Annotated in this window: 13 protein-coding genes; 6 read left to right on the top strand and 7 right to left on the bottom strand. The window is 67.6% G+C overall.

Features of this window, described 5'->3' with window-relative positions; genetic code table 11:
• Window positions 1-2: 2 nt before the first annotated feature.
• Window positions 3-2453 (top strand): phosphoenolpyruvate--protein phosphotransferase, encoded by a 2451-nt coding sequence (gene ptsP, locus E3T34_RS08050; protein ID WP_134342676.1) that lies wholly within the window; start codon window positions 3-5, stop codon window positions 2451-2453.
• A 338-nt stretch (window positions 2454-2791) separates the two neighbouring features.
• Entirely contained in the window at window positions 2792-3937 is a 1146-nt protein-coding gene (locus E3T34_RS08045) for a glycerol dehydrogenase (protein WP_104100357.1), read from the top strand.
• Between the two features lie 58 nt (window positions 3938-3995).
• On the opposite strand, the gene E3T34_RS08040 is transcribed toward E3T34_RS08045, so the two are convergent.
• Window positions 3996-4964, bottom strand: a complete 969-nt coding sequence (locus E3T34_RS08040) for a sugar-binding transcriptional regulator (protein ID WP_104100381.1) — start codon at window positions 4962-4964, stop codon at window positions 3996-3998.
• Window positions 4965-5132: 168 nt separating this feature from the next.
• Between E3T34_RS08040 and E3T34_RS08035 the strand changes: the two genes are divergently transcribed.
• From E3T34_RS08035 to E3T34_RS08020, 4 genes are all read left to right on the top strand, one after another.
• On the top strand, window positions 5133-6821 hold the full coding sequence (locus E3T34_RS08035; RefSeq protein ID WP_241977369.1) for a glycerol-3-phosphate dehydrogenase/oxidase: 1689 nt from the start codon (window positions 5133-5135) through the stop codon (window positions 6819-6821).
• Between the two features lie 206 nt (window positions 6822-7027).
• Window positions 7028-7792, top strand: coding sequence for an MIP/aquaporin family protein (locus E3T34_RS08030; RefSeq protein WP_104100355.1), 765 nt, complete (start codon window positions 7028-7030; stop codon window positions 7790-7792).
• Between the two features lie 68 nt (window positions 7793-7860).
• Window positions 7861-9375 (top strand): glycerol kinase GlpK, encoded by a 1515-nt coding sequence (gene glpK, locus E3T34_RS08025; protein WP_104100354.1) that lies wholly within the window; start codon window positions 7861-7863, stop codon window positions 9373-9375.
• A gap of 438 nt (window positions 9376-9813) precedes the next feature.
• Window positions 9814-10704 (top strand): endonuclease domain-containing protein, encoded by an 891-nt coding sequence (locus tag E3T34_RS08020; RefSeq protein WP_134342674.1) that lies wholly within the window; start codon window positions 9814-9816, stop codon window positions 10702-10704.
• A 545-nt stretch (window positions 10705-11249) separates the two neighbouring features.
• On the opposite strand, the gene E3T34_RS08015 is transcribed toward E3T34_RS08020, so the two are convergent.
• The 6 genes from E3T34_RS08015 to sdhA form a co-directional block, all read right to left on the bottom strand.
• Window positions 11250-12053: an HAD family hydrolase gene (locus E3T34_RS08015; protein ID WP_134342673.1), complete on the bottom strand. Its 804-nt coding sequence runs from the start codon at window positions 12051-12053 to the stop codon at window positions 11250-11252.
• Window positions 12054-12189: 136 nt separating this feature from the next.
• A complete protein-coding gene (trpS, locus tag E3T34_RS08010) occupies window positions 12190-13194 on the bottom strand; it encodes a tryptophan--tRNA ligase (protein WP_134342672.1) in 1005 nt (334 codons plus the stop codon).
• Window positions 13195-13258: 64 nt separating this feature from the next.
• Window positions 13259-14185: an exodeoxyribonuclease III gene (locus E3T34_RS08005; protein WP_134342671.1), complete on the bottom strand. Its 927-nt coding sequence runs from the start codon at window positions 14183-14185 to the stop codon at window positions 13259-13261.
• A gap of 19 nt (window positions 14186-14204) precedes the next feature.
• Window positions 14205-15296: a YihY/virulence factor BrkB family protein gene (locus tag E3T34_RS08000; protein ID WP_134342670.1), complete on the bottom strand. Its 1092-nt coding sequence runs from the start codon at window positions 15294-15296 to the stop codon at window positions 14205-14207.
• Between the two features lie 99 nt (window positions 15297-15395).
• Entirely contained in the window at window positions 15396-16196 is an 801-nt protein-coding gene (locus tag E3T34_RS07995; protein ID WP_174843130.1) for a succinate dehydrogenase iron-sulfur subunit, read from the bottom strand.
• A gap of 1 nt (window position 16197) precedes the next feature.
• Window positions 16198-18012 carry a succinate dehydrogenase flavoprotein subunit gene (gene sdhA / locus E3T34_RS07990; protein ID WP_104100348.1) on the bottom strand — a complete coding sequence of 605 codons (1815 nt, stop codon included), beginning with the start codon at window positions 18010-18012 and terminating at the stop codon, window positions 16198-16200.
• Window positions 18013-18025 lie beyond the last annotated feature (13 nt).

The following is an 18025-nucleotide window of genomic DNA, read 5'->3' as shown; positions in this document are numbered from 1 at the left end:
TCGTGATCGGAATCGTAGTGGTATCGCACAGCCCCCGGCTCGCGCAGGCAGCAGTGGACCTCGCAGTGGAAATGGTCGGGGTCAACGGCCCGGCCATCGCGATCGCAGCCGGTGCCGGCGCAGGGGTGATCGGAACGGACGCGTCCAAAGTCGCCGAGGCCATCGCCGAGGTTTCCTCTCCCGAGGGCGTGCTCGTGATGATGGATCTGGGATCGGCTGTGATGAGCGCGGAAATGGCGCTGGAGTTCTCGGACGACCCCGACCTGCCCGTCCGGCTCAGCAGCGGTCCCTTCGTAGAGGGCCTGATGGCGGCAGTGGTGCGCGCGGCGGGTGGCGCCACCCTTGACGAAGTGGAACGTGAGGCCCGAGGTGCTCTTCGTGCCAAGCAGAGTCACCTGGGCGACGAGGACCCGGCCGGCCTGCCGGTCGACTCCGGCCCGGCGGCGGAACACACGATCGAGGTGACGTTGCTGAACCCCGACGGCCTGCACGCGAGACCGGTCTCGATGCTCGTCACCGCCATCAGCGCCTTTGAGGCGACGGTGACGGTCGCCAACCTCCGCACCGGCCGAACCCCGGTGCCGGCTAACAGCCCGACTGCCCTGTTGACCGTCGGCGCCCGGAAGGGCGACACGATCTCCGTCGCGGCGGCCGGGCGGCAGGCTGTGGAGGCGCTCGAGGCCGTGAGTGAACTGGTCGGGAAGGGCTTCGGCGAGCTCGCGGCCGCCCACGCTCCCGCGCCCAGGCCGGCGCGTTCCGCGTCCCGGCCGCAGGCCCGGCCGCAGGGCGGGGCGCCGTCGAGCGGGCCTCTGGGCGTGAGCCCCGGCTTCGCCGTCGGTCCGATCGTGCGGATGCAGGAACCGGTGAACGAGCCGGGGCCGGCAGTCGCACTCCCCCTGCGCGAGCGGGCGGCGGCCGCGGAGAGGATCGTGGCCGCCGCGGCATCCGTAGCCCTGGCCCTGCGGGACAAGGCGGCCCGGGTGTCGGGAGCGGCGCGTGGGATCCTGGAGGCAACGGCGCTGATGGCGGCGGATCCCGGGCTGATCGATGCTGCCGTTTCCCGAGTGACCGGGCAGGGCCACACTCCGGAGCGTGCCGTCTGGGCGGCTGTGAGCGAGGTCACAGCGGTTTTTAAGGAGCAGGGTGGGCTCCTCGCCGAACGTGTCTCGGACCTGCACGACGTGCGCAACCGCATCGTGTCCGAGTTGCTCGGCCGACCGGCACCGGGCCTGCCGGATCGTGTGGAGCCGTATGTGCTCGTGGCCCGGGACCTGGCCCCCGCCGACACGGCGCTGATCGACCCCATGGTGTGTCGGGCGATCGTCACCGTCGAGGGCGGGCCCACCTCCCATACGGCCATTCTCGCGCGGGCGCTTGGCTTGCCTGCCGTGGTGGCGGCCCGCGATGCGATGGACCTGCCCGAGGGAAGCATGGTGATCGTTGACGGCACGACCGGTGAGATCGTCGTGGACCCCACCGACGACCAAGTGTTGCGAGCCGAGGAACAGATCCGCCGGGTGATCACCTTCGACGGTACGGGAAGGACCAGGGACGGGCACCGCGTGCAGCTCCTCGCGAACGTGGCTTCGCCTGACAGCGTTGCCGCCGCGATCGAGGCGAACGCCGAGGGTGTCGGCCTCTTCCGCACCGAATTCTGCTTCCTCGACCACGCCGAGGCTCCGGGACTCGACGAACAGGTCGCCGCGTACCGGCAGGTGTTCGCCGGATTCCCCGGGAAGAAGGTCACTATCCGAACGCTGGATGCGGGAGCCGACAAGCCGCTGGCCTTCGTCACGGCGGCCGACGAAGTCAACCCTGCCCTGGGCATCCGGGGGTATCGCACAGCGTGGCAGCGGCCGGAACTGCTGGACACCCAGCTGCAGGCCATCGCAGCGGCGGCCGCCGCGGAAGACGCCGACGTCGGCGTCATGGCGCCGATGATCGCGACCGTCGACGAGTCCGTGGACTTCGCGGCCCGCTGTGCCGCGCACGGCCTGCACAACGTGGGCGTGATGATCGAGACTCCCGCCGCCGCTATCACGGCTGGCCCCATCCTCGAACGGGTGGACTTCGCGAGTCTGGGGACCAACGACCTCGCCCAGTACACCATGGCGGCCGATCGGCTGATGGGGGAGCTCGCCCTGCTCAACGACCCCTGGCAGCCGGCGGTCTTGCGGATGATCCGGGAGGCCTGCCAGGCCGGTCTGGCGGCCGGCAAGCCGGTCGGGGTCTGCGGTGAGGCCGCGGCAGATCCGATGCTTGCCGCCATCCTGGTGGGGCTCGGGGCGACCAGCCTGTCGATGTCCCCGCGAGCCCTGGGCGGCGTGGCCGAGTTCCTACGCGGCGTGACGGCGGACCAGTGCCGGGATGCCGCACTCGCCGCGGTCGCCGCCGGCAGCGCCGGCGCGGCGCGATCCGCCGCCGCGCTCCTGCTGGAGCCGACACGGGCGTAGCTGCCGGTGTCGGCCCCTCCCGGGCGTCCGATCTGCACAAATGTGCAACGCTGGCTTTCAGAAACAGCGACGTATTTCCTGTAAATCCTGAATAGCATTCAAAAAATTGGCCAAGAGCGCGTGTTTGTGCGTCAGATCCGATCTCTGAGCCGTGACATCAGACTGGGCGGATGTGCCGGAAACCGCTCGGAGGGTGCGCTCGCACGGTCGCCCGCTGCAGGGCAGCCGATGTCGGTCGAATCGGCGGGCGTAATGTGAAATCTGTGCCCCGGAAGACCGGTTCACCGCCACCGTCCCACAAAGATGTAGACGCAGTTCGACCAGGAAGAAGTTCCACGATGACCACTTCAATCCGCACAGTCATGAGCCCCGGACGTTACGTCCAAGGCAAGGGAGCGATCGATCGCCTCGGCGAATTCGTATCCCAGATCGGCTCCGCCCCCCTGATCGTCGCTGATGACGTCGTGTGGGGTTTCGCAGGGCAGCAGGTCTCGGCGAGCTTCGCTGCTGCCGGCCTCCGCGTCGAACGGGTCGAATTCGACCGCTTTGCGACTGCGTCCGCGGTCGACGCGCTGGTCGAGAAGATCCGCGTAACCACGGCCGACGTGATCATCGGCTTGGGCGGCGGAAGCACGATCGACTCGGCTAAGGCCGCCGGCTTCCTGGCTGGAATTCGTTGGGTCAGCGTGCCCACCGTGGCGTCGACCGACGCTCCCACCTCCGCGCTCTCGGTGATCTACACGGAGGAGGGCGAGTTTGTCGAATACCGTTTCTTCCCGCGCAACCCCGACCTCGTGCTGATCGACACCCAGATCGTGGCCAACGCGCCGGTCGAGTTCCTCATCGCCGGAGTCGGCGACGCGCTGGCGACCTGGCTCGAAGCCCGGGCCACGGCGGCTGCCCATGCGACCACGATGGCCGGGGGGCTGCCGACCCAGACCGGCACCGCGCTGGCCAAGTTGTCGTGGGACGTCATCTGGGAGAACGCCCTTCCGGCCCTCGATGCCGTGCGTGACAACCTGGTCACACCTGCTCTCGAGAAGCTGGTGGAGGCGAACACGCTTCTGTCCGGACTCGGTTTCGAGTCGGGCGGTCTGGCCGCCGCCCACGCCATCCACAACGGCCTGACCGCGGCCCCGCAGACCCACGGTCTCACCCACGGTCAGAAGGTGAACATCGGCTCGCTGACCCAGCTGGTCCTCGAGGGCGCGCCACGGACCGAGGTGGAAGACTTCATCGAGTTCACCACTCTCGTCGGATTGCCCACCACGCTGACCGAGATCGGTCTCAGCCTGGACGACGAGAAGGAGCTGAGGGCCATCGCCACGGCGTCAACCCTGCCGGGTGAGACGATTCACAACATGCCGTTCGTGGTCACTGCAGACGACGTTCTCGACGCCCTCAAGTCGATCGAGGGGCTCTCGCGGTCCGTGCGCGCGGCGCGCGGCCTGCCCGCTCCCGTCAAGTACGTGCAGAAGCATTGATCCGTCGGCCCGCCGGTCGCCACGAACCTTCAGTGGCCGCCGGCGGGCCTCCGTCTGCTCACTCGCACAGTGCCCGGGCGCTGCTCTCGTCGATGAACAGGTCGGTGATCAGGTTCGCGGCCAGCGCGCCGCGGAGACTGTCCACCTTGGACTGGCCCGAGACGACGCAGATGCGCCGGGGGGTGCGGCGCAGCACCGACAGTTCCGGGCCGGTGCCGCGATCATTGAGCGGGATGCCATCGGTCGAGCCGTCCGCGCGGTAGAAGACTGTCGCGACGTCGCCGACGACCCCGGCGTCGCTAAGAGCGGTGAGCTCGTCGTCGTCCAGGTAGCCTCCGACGTAGACGTGGCTGGGGACGTTGGAGAAGGGCGAACCCACGCTGAAGAGCGCGACGTCCATGTTCCTCTGCATTTCCAACAGCCGGCGCAAGCCGCGCTCCCGCCAGTACGCCGTGCGTGTGGCCGGGTCGTCGAAGAAGGTGGGAACCGGGAACTGTTCCAGGCGGGCGCCGAACGCGTTGCTGAACCGCTGCAGGATCTCGTTGGCGTAGTCGAGGCCGGTGCTGCGTGTGTTGCCGGCGCCGTTCAGCTGCACGATCTGTGCGTTGTGAGTGCGTTTAGGGGTCACGTGGCGGCTGACCGCATTCATCGTGGAGCCCCAGGCGATGCCCATAATCATGTTCGAGTCGAAGAACTCGCCGAGAATCCGTGCAACCGAGAGGGCCACGCGCTCCAACCGATCGACGTCGCTGGCGTGGTCGGGCACCGGCACGACGTGCGCGGTGACCTGGAAGCGGTTCAGGATGAGCTTCTCCACCCGGCTCGTCGCGTCGAGCGGGGACCGGATCTGGATGTCGACCAACCCGCTGGTTCTGGCCTGGCTGAGCAGACGGGACACCGAGGAGCGGGAGGTGTGCAGTTCCCGCGCGATGGCCTCCATGGTCAGGTCCTGCATGTAATACAGGTGGGCCGCCGTGAGCGCGTCACTGGTTCGGTCCGACAGGGACGGATCGTCTGGATGGGCCATTTTAACTCCTTGCACGTATGTTCAAACCTCTTGACCGTTTGTGTCGAACCTAGCAGGGTAGAAGCAATTCCCCTCCACCCACAGAGAAGTGAGCGAACAGTGCTGTCCACACCCGATCAGTCATCTTCCGCACCGTCACAGTCCAGTGGTGCCGCCGCCCAGGCCGCCATCCAGGACCGCCCCCGCGCTCAAGTTCTCATCATCGGAGCCGGCATCAACGGCATCGCGACCTTCCGCGATCTGGCCCTGCAGGGCGTGGACGTCGCCATCGTCGACAAGGGCGACTACGTTTCCGGCGCATCCTCGGCCTCCTCGCACATGATCCACGGCGGTGTGCGCTACCTCGAGAACGGCGAATTCCGCTTGGTCAAGGAGTCTGTGGAGGAGCGCAACAGCCTTCTCAAGATCGCCCCCCATTACGTCAAGCCGCTCAAGACGACCATCCCGATCTACTCCACCTTTTCCGGAGTGATGTCGGCGCCGATGCGGTTCCTCACCCACAAACAGGGTGCGGCCCAGGAGCGCGGAGCTCTACTGATCAAGATCGGCATGATGCTCTACGATTCCTTCTCCCGCGACGGCGGCAATGTGCCCCGGCATGAATTCCTCGGCAAGAAGGCGTCGCTCGAAGTGCTGCCGCAGATCAACCCGGGCCTCAAGTACACGGCCACCTACTACGACGCCTCCATGCACGACCCGGAGCGCCTCGCCCTCGACGTGCTGGCCGACGGCCTGGCCGCCGGCACCCACGCCCGGAGCGCCAACTACATCGAGGCCGTCGGCATGGATGCTGCGGGTGTGCGCCTGCGCAACACGGTCTCCGGCGCCGAATTCAGCTTCGAGGCCGACATCGTGGTCAACACGTCCGGACCGTGGACCGACCTCACGAACACGGCCCTCGGCCAGGCCAGCACCTATATGGGCGGCACCAAGGGGTCGCACGTCGTGCTCGACAACCCCGAACTGCTCGCCGCGACCGGCGGTCGCGAGATCTTTTTCGAGCACAAAGACGGCCGCATCGTGCTGATCTTCCCGCTCGCGGGCCGCGTTCTCGTCGGCACGACCGACCTCGAGCACGACATGACTCAGCCGGCGCGCTGCACCGAAGTCGAGGTTGACTACTTCTTCGAACTCGTCAACCACGTTTTCCCAAAGGTGGCCGTCGACCGGTCGCAGATAGTGTTCCGGTTCGCCGGCGTGCGCCCGCTGCCCCGCCACGACGACGAGGCGCCCGGTTTCGTCTCGCGCGACTACCGCATCGAATCGCGCCCGCTCGGCGCCCGGCCCGGCACCCTGCTGAGCCTGGTCGGCGGCAAGTGGACGACCTTCCGCGCCCTGGCCGAACACCTGAGCGGCGACATCCTGACCCTGCTCGGCCTGCCGCGCACCGTCTCGACGGTCGGCCTGCCCATCGGTGGCGGTCGAGACTTCCCGGCGACGGATGCCGCACGCGGGGTCTGGGTTGCCGCCAACGGCGACAAGGTCGGCGCCGAGCGTGCCGATGTGCTGCTGACCCGGTACGGCACGCGCGCCACCGAGGTGATCACCTGGCTCACCGCCGAACCGGACGCGCCGCTCATGCAGCACCCCGGCTACACCCGGCGCGAAATCGAGCTCATCGCCCGGGCGGAATCGGTCATGCACCTGATGGACCTGCTGCTGCGCCGCACCAGCATCGCTTTCCGCGGCGAAGTGACTCTGCCGCTGCTCACCGAGCTGGCCGGCGTGCTCGCGCCGGTCCTCGGCTGGGACGCCGCCCGGAGCGCGCATGAGGTCGACACCGCGGTGAACACACTGCGCGACATGTACGGCGTGCACCTGGCCCCGGCGGAAACGCCGGCCGTGCCGGCCGTCTAGGGACTGCTCGGGACTGCCCTGCGGGCGGGCGCTGCGGTCGCCTGCCCGCAGCCTGCCCTCCGGCCCGGCTCCGTACCCGCAGACTTGAAGGCTGATCTGCACAAACGTGCAGAAAGGTCAGGACCATCGGCGGTCTCGAGTCGCTAGGTTTTCTACTATCCGTTTCCTTCGCTTTCTTCATTTCAATGACCTAAAAGGATGTCAACGTGGACAATCTCGGTATCGTATTCCTCTCGGAAGTGGTGGGAACCGCTCTCCTGATCCTGCTGGGCTGCGGGGTGGTCGCCAACGTCGCCCTGACCAAGAACAAGGGCTTCGGCGGCGGATTCCTGATGGTCACCATCGGCTGGGGCCTCGCGGTGTACGCCGGCGTGATCGTCTCCTATAACTCGGGCGCTCACCTGAACCCCGCCGTCACCTTGGGACTCGTGTCGTCCGGGGCCACCGAGTTCGGCTCGGGGGTTCCGGTCAACGCTGTGTCCGTGGCGGCGTACATCGGGGCTCAGTTGGTTGGTGCCATCCTGGGTGCCACCGTCGTCTGGCTCGCCTACAAGCAGCACTTCGACCAGGAACCGGAGCCGGCCAACAAGCTCGGCGTGTTCGCGACCGGTCCGGCCATCCGTTCCTACGGCTGGAACCTCATTACCGAGATCATCGGCACCTTCGTGCTCGTCTTCGTCGTCATCGCGTTCGGCGGCGGGCGCCAGGGCGAGAGCGGCGGCCTGGCCGCCCTTGGCGCCCTTCCGGTTGCCCTGCTCGTGATCGTGATTGGCACCTCGCTGGGTGGACCGACCGGCTACGCGATCAACCCCGCCCGTGACCTCGGCCCGCGCATCGCGCATTTCCTGTTGCCGATCAAGGGCAAGCGTTCCTCCGACTGGGCCTACTCGTGGGTGCCCGTCGTCGGTCCCGTCATCGGTGGCCTGCTGGCCGGCTGGACCTCCGCGTTCCTCCTGCCGATCCTCGCGTAGGCGCCGCTCGCTTCTTCTTTTTCCATTCCTGAATACCCGTGTACCCAGCATTGACAAAGGAGTTAAAAATGGCACAGTACGTCATCGCAATCGACCAGGGAACCACCAGTTCCCGTGCGATCATTTTCGACAAGGCCGGGTCGATCATTTCGACCGGTCAGCTCGAACACGAACAGATCTTTCCCCGGGCAGGCTGGGTCGAACACGACCCGTTGGAGATCTGGAGCAACACCCGTGAGGTCATCGGTCAGGCTCTGGCCAAGGCCAACCTGACCCGCCACGACATCGCGGCCGTGGGCATCACGAACCAGCGCGAGACCGCCGTCGTCTGGGACCGTCACACCGGTATCCCCGTCTACAACGCCATTGTCTGGCAAGACACCCGCACCCAGCCCATCGTCGACCGACTCGCCGCCGACGGCGGTGTCGATCGTTTCAAGGCCCAGGTCGGCCTGCCGCTGGCGACTTACTTCTCCGGCACCAAAATCGTCTGGATCCTCGAGAACGTCGAAGGGGCGCGAGAGAAGGCTGAGGCCGGCGACCTCATGTTCGGCACGACCGACACCTGGATTCTCTGGAACCTGACCGGCGGCCTCGAGGACGGTGTGCACGCAACCGACGTCACCAACGCCAGCCGCACCATGTTCATGGACCTGAAAACCCTGCAGTGGGACGACGAGATCCTCGCGGCGTTCGACGTGCCCAAGTCGATGCTGCCCGAGATCCGTTCCTCCTCCGAGGTCTACGGCATCGCCAGCGGCCACAGCCTGCTGCGCGAAACCCCGATTGCGAGCATCCTGGGTGACCAGCAGGCCGCGACGTTCGGGCAGGCTGCCTTCGACCAGGGTGAGGCGAAGAACACTTATGGCACCGGTAACTTCCTGATCTTCAATACGGGCACCGAAATCATCCACTCCAAGAACGGTCTGCTCACCACGGTCGGCTACAAGCTCGGCGACGCCGAACCGCACTACGCCCTGGAGGGCTCGATCGCGGTCACCGGCTCGCTCGTGCAGTGGCTGCGGGACAACCTGGGCATCATCAACTCTGCGGAGGAGATCGAGGCACTCGCCCTGTCGGTCGAGGACAACGGCGGCGCCTACTTCGTGCCCGCCTTCTCCGGCCTGTTCGCGCCGTACTGGCGTGCGGATGCCCGTGGTGCCCTGGTCGGCCTCACCAGCTACGTGAATAAGGGCCACATCGCCCGCGCCGCCCTCGAGGCGATCGCGTACCAGACCCGCGAGGTGCTGGACGCGGTCAACGCCGACGCCGGTGTTCCGTTGACCGAGCTCAAGGTCGACGGCGGGGCCTCGGCCAACGACCTGCTGATGCAGTTCCAGGCCGACATCCTCGGCGTGTCTGTCGTGCGCCCGGTGGTGGCGGAGACGACCGCCCTGGGTGCCGCCTACGCGGCCGGCCTGGCGGTCGGTTTCTGGAACAACCTCGGTGAGCTGCGGTCCAACTGGCAGGAGGACGCCCGCTGGGAGCCGAGCCTGGACATCGCCGAGCGCGACCGTCTGCTGCGCAACTGGAAGAAGGCCGTCACCAAGTCCCTGGACTGGGTCGACGCCGACGTGATCTAGCCCGCGCCCCCTTCTTCCCCCCGCGTTCCCGCGCGCGCACGACGCACCCCACCGAGACCCGGCGGCCGCCCCTGGCCGCCGGGTTTCGGCATCCGTTCCCCGTTCCCCGTGCCCCGTGGCCAGTTCCCCGTGCCCGTGCCCGTCCCCGTCTTCCCCTCGCGCCGGCCGGCATCCGTGCCCCGTCGGACAGTTCCTTCGTGGCGCTTCCCGGAGGGCAGCTCCCGTGGGTGGTGTGTGGCTAACTCAGGAGATCTACCCCGGCGGCGCCAACGGATGCCGGACTGGTGTAGTTTGTCCCTCGCTTCACAGCCGTTTCTCCTGAATTAGCCACGGGTCGGCGGCGACACCTCGGATCCTCCACAGCACAGGCTGACCGGAGCAGGCCACAGGTGGGCAGCCGACGCGGCAGACGGGGCCCGCGCTGTCCACACTGTCGACATGACTTGGGCAGAGTACTTCCGCGTCCACAATGTGCAGATCGCCGAAACCGGGGCGCTGAACGCCGCCGGCGCCAATTGGCGGGTGCTGAGGGCGGCCGTGGAGAGTGGATATCTGGTGAGGGCGCGTCGAGGGCACTATGCGCTTCCCGATACGGATTCGCACATCCTCGAAGCGGTGCGGCTGGGTGGGCGACTCGCCTGCGTCTCCGCGGTTGCGAATACCGGGATCTTCGCCCTGGACAGCACCTTCGCGCACATCCATGTCGACCCCACCGCTTCCCGGTTGCGGGCGCCGCACGATCGATTTCAGCAGCTCAACGCTCACAACCGAGACGGTGTGGAACTCCACTGGGGTCAGCTGCTCGACCCCTGCGGCGGCACCGAGTTCCGTATCGGGCTGGCCGATGCGCTGGTCCAGGTTTTCCGGTGCCAGGAACCGAGATTCGCGATCGCGTCACTCGATAATGCCTTGTACAAGAGACTGCTCGCGGAGCAGACCGTGGCCCAGATCTTCGCAGCCCTGCCCGCGGAGTTGCAGTCCCTGCGCCCGCTCATCGACTGTCGCAGCGAATCGGGCCAGGAGACCGTGCTCCGCCTCGTGATCACGGGAGCCGGCTTCGACGTCGAGATCCAGGTCGAGATCGGGGGCGTCGGTCGCGTCGATATGATCGTCGAGGGGCGCATAGCGGTCGAGGCCGACAGTCGGCAGTTCCACGACGGCTGGGAGGCGCACGCGCGCGACCGCACCCGCGACTGCGACCTCGCCATGCGGGGGTACCTGACTCTGCGGGTTCTCTACCGGGACATCATCCACCACCCGGAGCGCGTCATCGCCGCGATCACCGGCCTTCTGGCGTCGACCAGTCACTACCGCACCTTCATCGTCTAGTCGGTTCCCGGCAAGCCGACATCCGCTCCCGCACCTCCATCGTCTAGTCGGTTCGCGGCAAGCCGACATCCGCTCCCGCGGGGCTGCCGGGTCCGGCTCGGCGGACGCCCAACCTGCCGGTCATGCGGTTGAGACCCACCCCCATGTGGCTAACTCAGGAGATCTGCCGAATCGCAGTATCAGACCCGCGTGTTTCCGGGGCGAAGAGGAACGCATATTACGGATGTCCTGAGTTGGCCACGCAGGCAGGAGCCGTGCCTGCTTCGAGCCCGGCGTTGCCGTCAGCGTGGCCGGGCGGCGCGCGCAGCGGGGCGGCCCGCCCGCGGACCCGACCTCCTTGCGGTCGAGACCCACCCTCGTGTGGCTAACTCAGGAAATCTGCCGAATCGCAGTATCAGACCCGCGTGTTTCCTGGTCAAATAGAAACGAATGCGACGGATGTCCTGAGTTGGCCACACCGGGGCAGGCCAGGGGGACCCCAGCGGCACCGTCAGGGGGGCGGCACCGTCAGGGGGGGCAGCCGTCAGCGGGGCGGAGGCCAGCCGTCAGCGGGGGCCGGCGGTCAGTGGGGCGAGGCTGCGGGCCGCGAGGGCCCCGGGCAGCGCGGCGAGGCTGGTGATCCGGATGATGCCCAGCCGGGCGGCCTCGGCCGCATCCGCCCCGGCCCCGGCACCACTACCTCCAGCACCACCCCCAGCCCCGGCCGCGGTCCGGTCCAGCCAGACTCCGGTCAGCCCCGCCGCGGCGGCTCCGATCGCGTCCGTGCGCAGCCGGTCGCCCACGTAGACGGTCTGCTCCGACTCCGACCCGAACACCATGCAGGCATGCCGGAAGATGCGAGGATCCGGCTTGGCGAAGCCCAGGCTGCCGGATGCGATTACGTGCTCCAACCGCACGTCGAGCCCGGTGTCCGCCAGTTTGTGCCCCTGAGGCGTCGACTCACCGTTGGTGATCAGCCCGATCCGCACGCCCGGAAAGGCGACGGCCAGCGCGTCGAGGCAGGGGAGCGCATCGGTGTGGAGGCGCCAGCTCGCCCGATAGTGTAGAAAATACGCGTCGAACCAGCTCGTCGCAGCCGGCCCGGTCAGGGTCACGCCGTGCGCCGCCGCGAAGTCGCGGGCCCGCTCCCGGCGCTGCCCGGCGAAGTCCAGACTGCCGGCGAGGTAGGCGTGGTAATGCCGCTCTTCCAGGTCGTCCCAGAGCGCCAGCGCCGCGCCGGGGTCGGCGTCGGTGAAGGTGCCGCCCAGAGAGCCGAGGTAGGCGCGGATGCCGTCGGCCGCGGCACCGCGATGGGCGAACAGGGTGTCATCGAGGTCGAACAGAACGACCGCGGGCGCGGGCGCGGACATCCGCTACCCGACGACGACGTCAACGACGACGTCAACGACGACGTCAACGACGACGTCGACGACCATGACGACCATGACGACGAGGGGCCGGCCCCGCCCCATCAGTAGCGAGCTCACCACAATCGCCACCACCGCCCTAGCGCCGCGGTAGCAGGCCGACGCGGTCGTAGGCGCGCGCCAGCGTCTCGTTGGCCACCGTCGCCGCCCGGTCCGCGTTGAGGGCGAGGAGTCGGTCGAGTTCGGCCGGGTCGTCGAGCAGCTCGAGAACGCGCGCCCGGATCGGCCCGAACGTGCCCGTGACCACCTCGGCGAGACCCTTCTTCAGGTCGCCGTAGCCGCGGCCGGCGTACTCGTCCTCGATCGAACCCACCGAGCGTTCCGCGAGCACCGAGTAGATCGTCAGCAGGTTGGCCACGCCCGGCTTGTTCTCGCGGTCGAAGACCACGCCGCCCTCGGCATCTGTGACCGCGCGCATGATCTTCTTATTCGTCACTGCCGGCTCGTCGAGCAGCCAGATCACGCCCGCGTGCGACTCGGCCGACTTCGACATCTTCGACGTCGGGTTCTGCAGGTCGTAGATCTTGGCGGTCTCCGTGACGATGGCGACCTCCGGCACTGTGAATGTCTGCCCGAACCGGGCGTTGAAGCGCGCCGCGAGGTCGCGGGTCAGTTCGACGTGCTGACGCTGGTCCTCGCCGACCGGCACGATCTCGGTGTCGTACAGCAGAATGTCCGCGGCCATCAGCATTGGGTAGGCGAACAGTCCCACGGTGGTCGCGTCCGATCCCTGCCGGGCGGATTTGTCCTTGAACTGGGTCATCCGGCTGGCCTCGCCGAAACCGGTGATCGTGTTCAGCACCCAGGCCAGCTGGGCGTGCGCGGCGACATGCGACTGCACGTACAGTGTCGACGCCGACGGGTCGATGCCGCTCGCGATGTATTGGGCGGCGGTGCGGCGGGTGTTCTCCCGCAGCTTCACCGGGTCCTGCGCCACGGTCAGGGCGTGCAGGTCGACGATGGAGAAGTACGCGTCGTGGGTCTGCTGCAGCGCCTTCCAGTTCAGGAGGGCGCCGATGTAATTGCCGATCTGCAGGGAATCGGCGCTCGGCTGCATGCCCGAGTAGAGGCGGGGCTTGGTCATGGGATCAGATCTTTTCGTAGCGTGTGGCCGCCGGCCGGGCCGAAGGCGCGAGTTGAAGGGGAAGTCAGATGGTGTAGTCGACGACCACGGGGGTGTGGTCGGACCAGCGCTGGTCGTAGGCGGCCGCGCGGTCGACGACGTAGCCGGTGACGGATGCCGCGAGCGCCGATGTGGCCAGCTGGTAGTCGATCCTCCAGCCGGTGTCGTTGTCGAACGCCTGGCCGCGCCACGACCACCAGGTGAACGGCCCGTCCACTTCGCCGGACCACCGGCGCCCCACGTCGATCCAGCCGAGTCCGGCCCCGGCGTTGTAGTCCGGGGCGTCTTCGGCGCCGACGATGCGGTCGAAGTAGGCGCGCTCCTCGGGCAGGAACCCGGCGCGCTTCACGTTTCCGCGCCAATTCTTGATGTCGAGCGTGCGGTGCCCGACGTTCAGGTCACCGAGCACGACGGCCCGGTCGCTGTGCGCGGCGAGCTCGGGCAGTCGTTCGAGCATGGCGTCGAGGAACCTGTACTTCTCGACCTGCTTCGGGGTACCCACCTCGCCGGAGTGCACATAGGTGCTCACGACGGTGATCAATTTGCCGTTGACCTCGTAGTCGGCTTCGAGCCAGCGGCCGGCGCTGTCGAATTCGGCGGCACCGAGCTCGACCCGGTGGATGGCCGCGGTCGATCGGCTGGCCAGGGCCACCCCGGCCCGGCCCTTCGCGGTGGCGGCGTCGTGCAGGATGCTCCACCCCGGCCCGAGCAGACCCTCGAGGTCCTCGGTCGAGGCACGCACCTCCTGAAGGGCGAGGATGTCCACGTCGCGTTCGGACAGCCAGTCGCCCATTCCCTTGCGGAAGGCGGCGCGCACGCCGTTCACGTTCACGCTCGCGATCCGCAGGCGCTCGCCGGCGAAAGCCGCGGACACAGCGGAGTCGGCGGAGGCGGCGGAGGAAGCAGGGTCGGACGCGGCCGGGGTGGAAGCGGCAGTCGAGGCGGAAGGCATTCCCCAATTCTACTTTGGCTCAGGCCTTGGGGCCGTCGTTCGTCAGCTCAGCGGCTCGCTTCTCGGCGGCGCGCAGGCGACGCGCGGTGAGCAGCCGCTGGGGCCAGGCCGCGGTGTCGTGCGCGAGGCGGGCCTCCCGAAGCTCGGCCTGCACCACCACGCGGAACGCCTCCTCCTCCTGCCGGCGCTTCTCGGAGGCAACCTCGTCCGCGCTGATCCGTCGCGGTGAGAACCCGGCGTCGTCCATGCCGACGGCGATCCAGGATGCGGCGAGCAGTGTCAGGGTGCTGGTCAGGTTGAACCAGATCAGGAGTCCGATGATCACCGCGAATGCGGCGAGCAGCGGGTTGCGGCCGGCGCCGGCGAGCAGCGTGCTGCCGAGGACCTTGAGGACACCGAGGCCCACCGCGCCCAGAATGGAGCCGGTGATGAGCTGGCGGACGGGGATCCGCACCCGCGACAGCACCCGGAACAGTGCGGCGAGGGTGATCGTGTCGATCAGGAGCACGAGGAGCAGGCCGACCGCTCGGGCGGCGCCGTTGAACCAGAACGAATCCCGGGACACCCCGAAAAGCCCGAACAGGGCCCCGAGCGCCTCGGTGCTCGCGATCGAGATCAACGCCGACACCACGAGCACGACCGCGAACAGCACTCCGAGGCCCAGCTCCCGCAGCTTGACGAGGAGGATGAAGGTCTTGTCGGGCGGCATCCGGAAGATTGTGCGCACCGCCTGCGCCGTTGTCGAGAGCCAGCCGAGCACGGTCGCGAGCAGACCGACCAGTGCGATGACGCCGGACCAGCCGAGGACCCTGGCGTCGGCGAGGACGCTTGGGTCAATCACGCCTTCCTCGCCGATCAGCCCGGGCACGGACTGGTTGATGAAGGAGTAGAGCGTCAGCTCGAGGTCGGGATTGGACGTGATCCACAGTCCCGCGATGGAGAAGGTCAGCCAGAGGGCCGCGAACGTCGCGAAGATGGCCTGGTAGGACATGCCGCCGGCCAGGATGCCGCCGCCGCTTTCACCGAACCGGGTGAAGACCCGCACCGGGCGCGAGCGCATGACCCGCGCGATGAGGGTCTTGATCCGGTCGATCGCCGTGGGAGTGTTCACCCGCTCAGCCTAAGCGGCAGCCGGGCAGCGGAGAAAGCGAAAGGCCGGTCTCGCCACGACGAAACGTCGTGACAAGACCGGCCCCAGGGTTCGGACCGGCTACACCATGCCGCGCAGCATGGCCTGCTTGACCTCGGAGATGGCCTGCGTGACCTGGATCCCGCGGGGGCACGCCTCGGTGCAGTTGAAGGTCGTGCGGCAGCGCCACACGCCTTCCTTGTCGTTCAGGATATCGAGGCGCACGGCGGCGTTGTCGTCGCGCGAGTCGAAGATGAAGCGGTGCGCGTTGACGATCGCGGCCGGACCGAAGTACTGTCCGTCGGTCCAGAACACCGGGCAGCTCGACGTGCACGCGGCGCAGAGGATGCACTTCGTCGTGTCATCGAAGCGTTCGCGCTGGGCGACGGTCTGGATGCGCTCCTTGCCATCGGTGGGGGCGTTGTTCGCCACCAGGAACGGCTGCACGGCACGGAACGATTCGAAGAACGGCTCCATGTCCACGATCAGGTCCTTCTCCAGCGGCAGGCCCTTGATCGCCTCCACGTATACCGGCTTGGTGATGTCGAGGTCCTTGATCAGGGTCTTGCAGGCCAGGCGGTTGCGGCCGTTGATGCGCATGGCGTCCGAGCCGCAGATGCCATGCGCACAGGAGCGGCGGAAGCTTAGTGAGCCGTCCTGCTCCCACTTGATCTTGTGCAGAGCGTCGAGCACGCGGTCCGTCGGGTACATCTGTACGTCGAAGTCGTCCCAGTGCGGTTCGTCGTCGACCTCCGGGTTGTACCGGCGGATGATCAGGGTCACGGTGAAGGACTGGATTTCCTCCGGCACGACCGGGGCACTCGCAGTTGTCGGTGCGGTAGCGGTTGCGGTTGCGGTTGCGGTTGCGGTTGCGGTACTCAACTCAGTACTTCCTTTCCATCGGCTGGTAGCGCGTGATGGTGACCGGCTTCCAGTCGAGCGCAATGTGGTCGGCGGCGTCGGCGGAGAGCGGGTCTCCGGTCAGGTAGGCCATGGTGTGCACAAGGTAGTTTGCGTCGTCGCGCAGGGGGAAGTCGTCGCGCATGTGCCCGCCGCGGCTCTCCTTGCGGTTGCGTGCGGAGTACACGACGACCTCGGCCAGGTCGAGCAGGAAGCCGAGTTCGACGGCCTCGAGAAGGTCGGTGTTGAACCGGCGGCCCTTATCCTGCACGCCGATGTTCTTGTACCGCTCGCGCAGGCCGTGGATCACGTTGGTGACGTCGGAGAGCGATTCGTCGGTGCGGAACACCTGCGCCTTGGCGTCCATCGTCTCCTGCAGCTCCTTGCGGAGCACGGCGATGCGCTCGGTTCCGGTCGAGGTGCGGATTCCTTCCAGCAGCTCCCGCACACCCCGGGCCGGGTCGGTCGGCAGCGGCGTGAACTCGGCCGTCGTGACATAGGCGACGGCGTTGTTGCCGGCGCGCTTGCCGAAGACGTTGATGTCGAGCAACGAGTTGGTGCCGAGGCGGTTGGAGCCGTGCACGGACACGCAGGCGCATTCGCCGGCCGCGTAGAGGCCGGGCACGACGGTCGTGTTGTTGCGCAGCACCTCCGCGTTCACGTTGGTGGGGATGCCGCCCATCGCGTAGTGCGCGGTGGGCATGACCGGCACCGGTTCGGTGACCGGGTCGACGCCCAGGTAGGTGCGGGCGAACTCGGTGATGTCGGGCAGCTTGGTCTCGAGCACCTCGGCACCGAGGTGGGTGCAGTCGAGGTACAGGTAGTCCTTGTTGGGACCGGCACCGCGGCCTTCCGCGACCTCCTTGACCATGCAACGGGCGATGATGTCCCGCGGGGCGAGGTCCTTGATGGTGGGCGCGTAGCGCTCCATGAACCGTTCGCCGGCCGCGTTGCGGAGGATGGCGCCCTCTCCGCGCGCGCCCTCGGTGAGCAGGATGCCGAGGCCCGCCAGTCCGGTCGGGTGGAACTGGAAGAACTCCATGTCCTCGAGCGGCAGGCCCTTGCGCCACACGATGCCCACGCCGTCGCCCGTGAGGGTGTGCGCGTTGGAGGTGGTCTTGTAGATCTTGCCGAACCCGCCGGTGGCGAAGATGAACGCCTTCGCCTGGAAGACGTGCAGTTCGCCGGTGGACAGGTCGTAGGCGACGACGGCCGAGGGCTGGTCGACCCCGTCGACCGGTGTCATGACCAGGTCGAGCACGTAGTACTCGTTGAAGAAGTTGATGCCGCGTTTGACGCAGTTCTGGTAGAGCGTCTGCAGGATCATGTGGCCGGTGCGGTCGGCGGCGTAGCAGGCCCGCCGTACCGGTGCCTTGCCGTGGTCGCTGGTGTGGCCGCCGAACCGGCGCTGGTCGATCTTGCCCTCCGGCGTTCGGTTGAAGGGCAGGCCCATGTTCTCGAGGTCGATGACCGCGTCGATGGCTTCCTTGGCGAGGATCTCGGCCGCGTCCTGGTCCACCAGGTAGTCGCCACCCTTGACCGTGTCGAAGGTGTGCCATTCCCAGTTGTCTTCTTCGACGTTGGCGAGGGCCGCGGCCATCCCGCCCTGCGCCGCACCCGTGTGCGAACGCGTCGGGTACAGCTTGGAGATCACGGCCGTGCTGGCGCCGGAGCCGGCTTCGATGGCGGCACGCATACCGGCACCCCCGGCTCCCACGATGACGATGTCGAACTGGTGGTAGTGCACACCGTCGATGACGGTGGACTCTGAGGGCGCGGTTGAAGCATCCGTAGTCATATGGGTTTTAGCA

The organism is Cryobacterium sp. TMT1-62, from assembly GCF_004403145.1.
Taxonomy (GTDB): Bacteria; Actinomycetota; Actinomycetes; order Actinomycetales; family Microbacteriaceae; genus Cryobacterium; species Cryobacterium sandaracinum.
Note: the sequence above shows the minus strand (reverse complement) of the source record. Positions and strands in the feature narration are given on the sequence as shown.

Bases quoted from the DNA above. Each gene is read 5' to 3' on its own strand.
- E3T34_RS08040 (WP_104100381.1), bottom strand. From the start codon at position 4,964: ATGGCCCATCCAGACGATCCGTCCCTGTCGGACCGAACCAGTGACGCG.
- E3T34_RS08020 (WP_134342674.1), top strand. From the start codon at position 9,814: ATGACTTGGGCAGAGTACTTCCGCGTCCACAATGTGCAGATCGCCGAA.
- sdhA (WP_104100348.1), bottom strand. From the start codon at position 18,012: ATGACTACGGATGCTTCAACCGCGCCCTCAGAGTCCACCGTCATCGAC.
- trpS (WP_134342672.1), bottom strand. From the start codon at position 13,194: ATGACCAAGCCCCGCCTCTACTCGGGCATGCAGCCGAGCGCCGATTCC.
- E3T34_RS08045 (WP_104100357.1), top strand. From the start codon at position 2,792: ATGACCACTTCAATCCGCACAGTCATGAGCCCCGGACGTTACGTCCAA.
- E3T34_RS08015 (WP_134342673.1), bottom strand. From the start codon at position 12,053: ATGTCCGCGCCCGCGCCCGCGGTCGTTCTGTTCGACCTCGATGACACC.
- glpK (WP_104100354.1), top strand. From the start codon at position 7,861: ATGGCACAGTACGTCATCGCAATCGACCAGGGAACCACCAGTTCCCGT.
- E3T34_RS08005 (WP_134342671.1), bottom strand. From the start codon at position 14,185: ATGCCTTCCGCCTCGACTGCCGCTTCCACCCCGGCCGCGTCCGACCCT.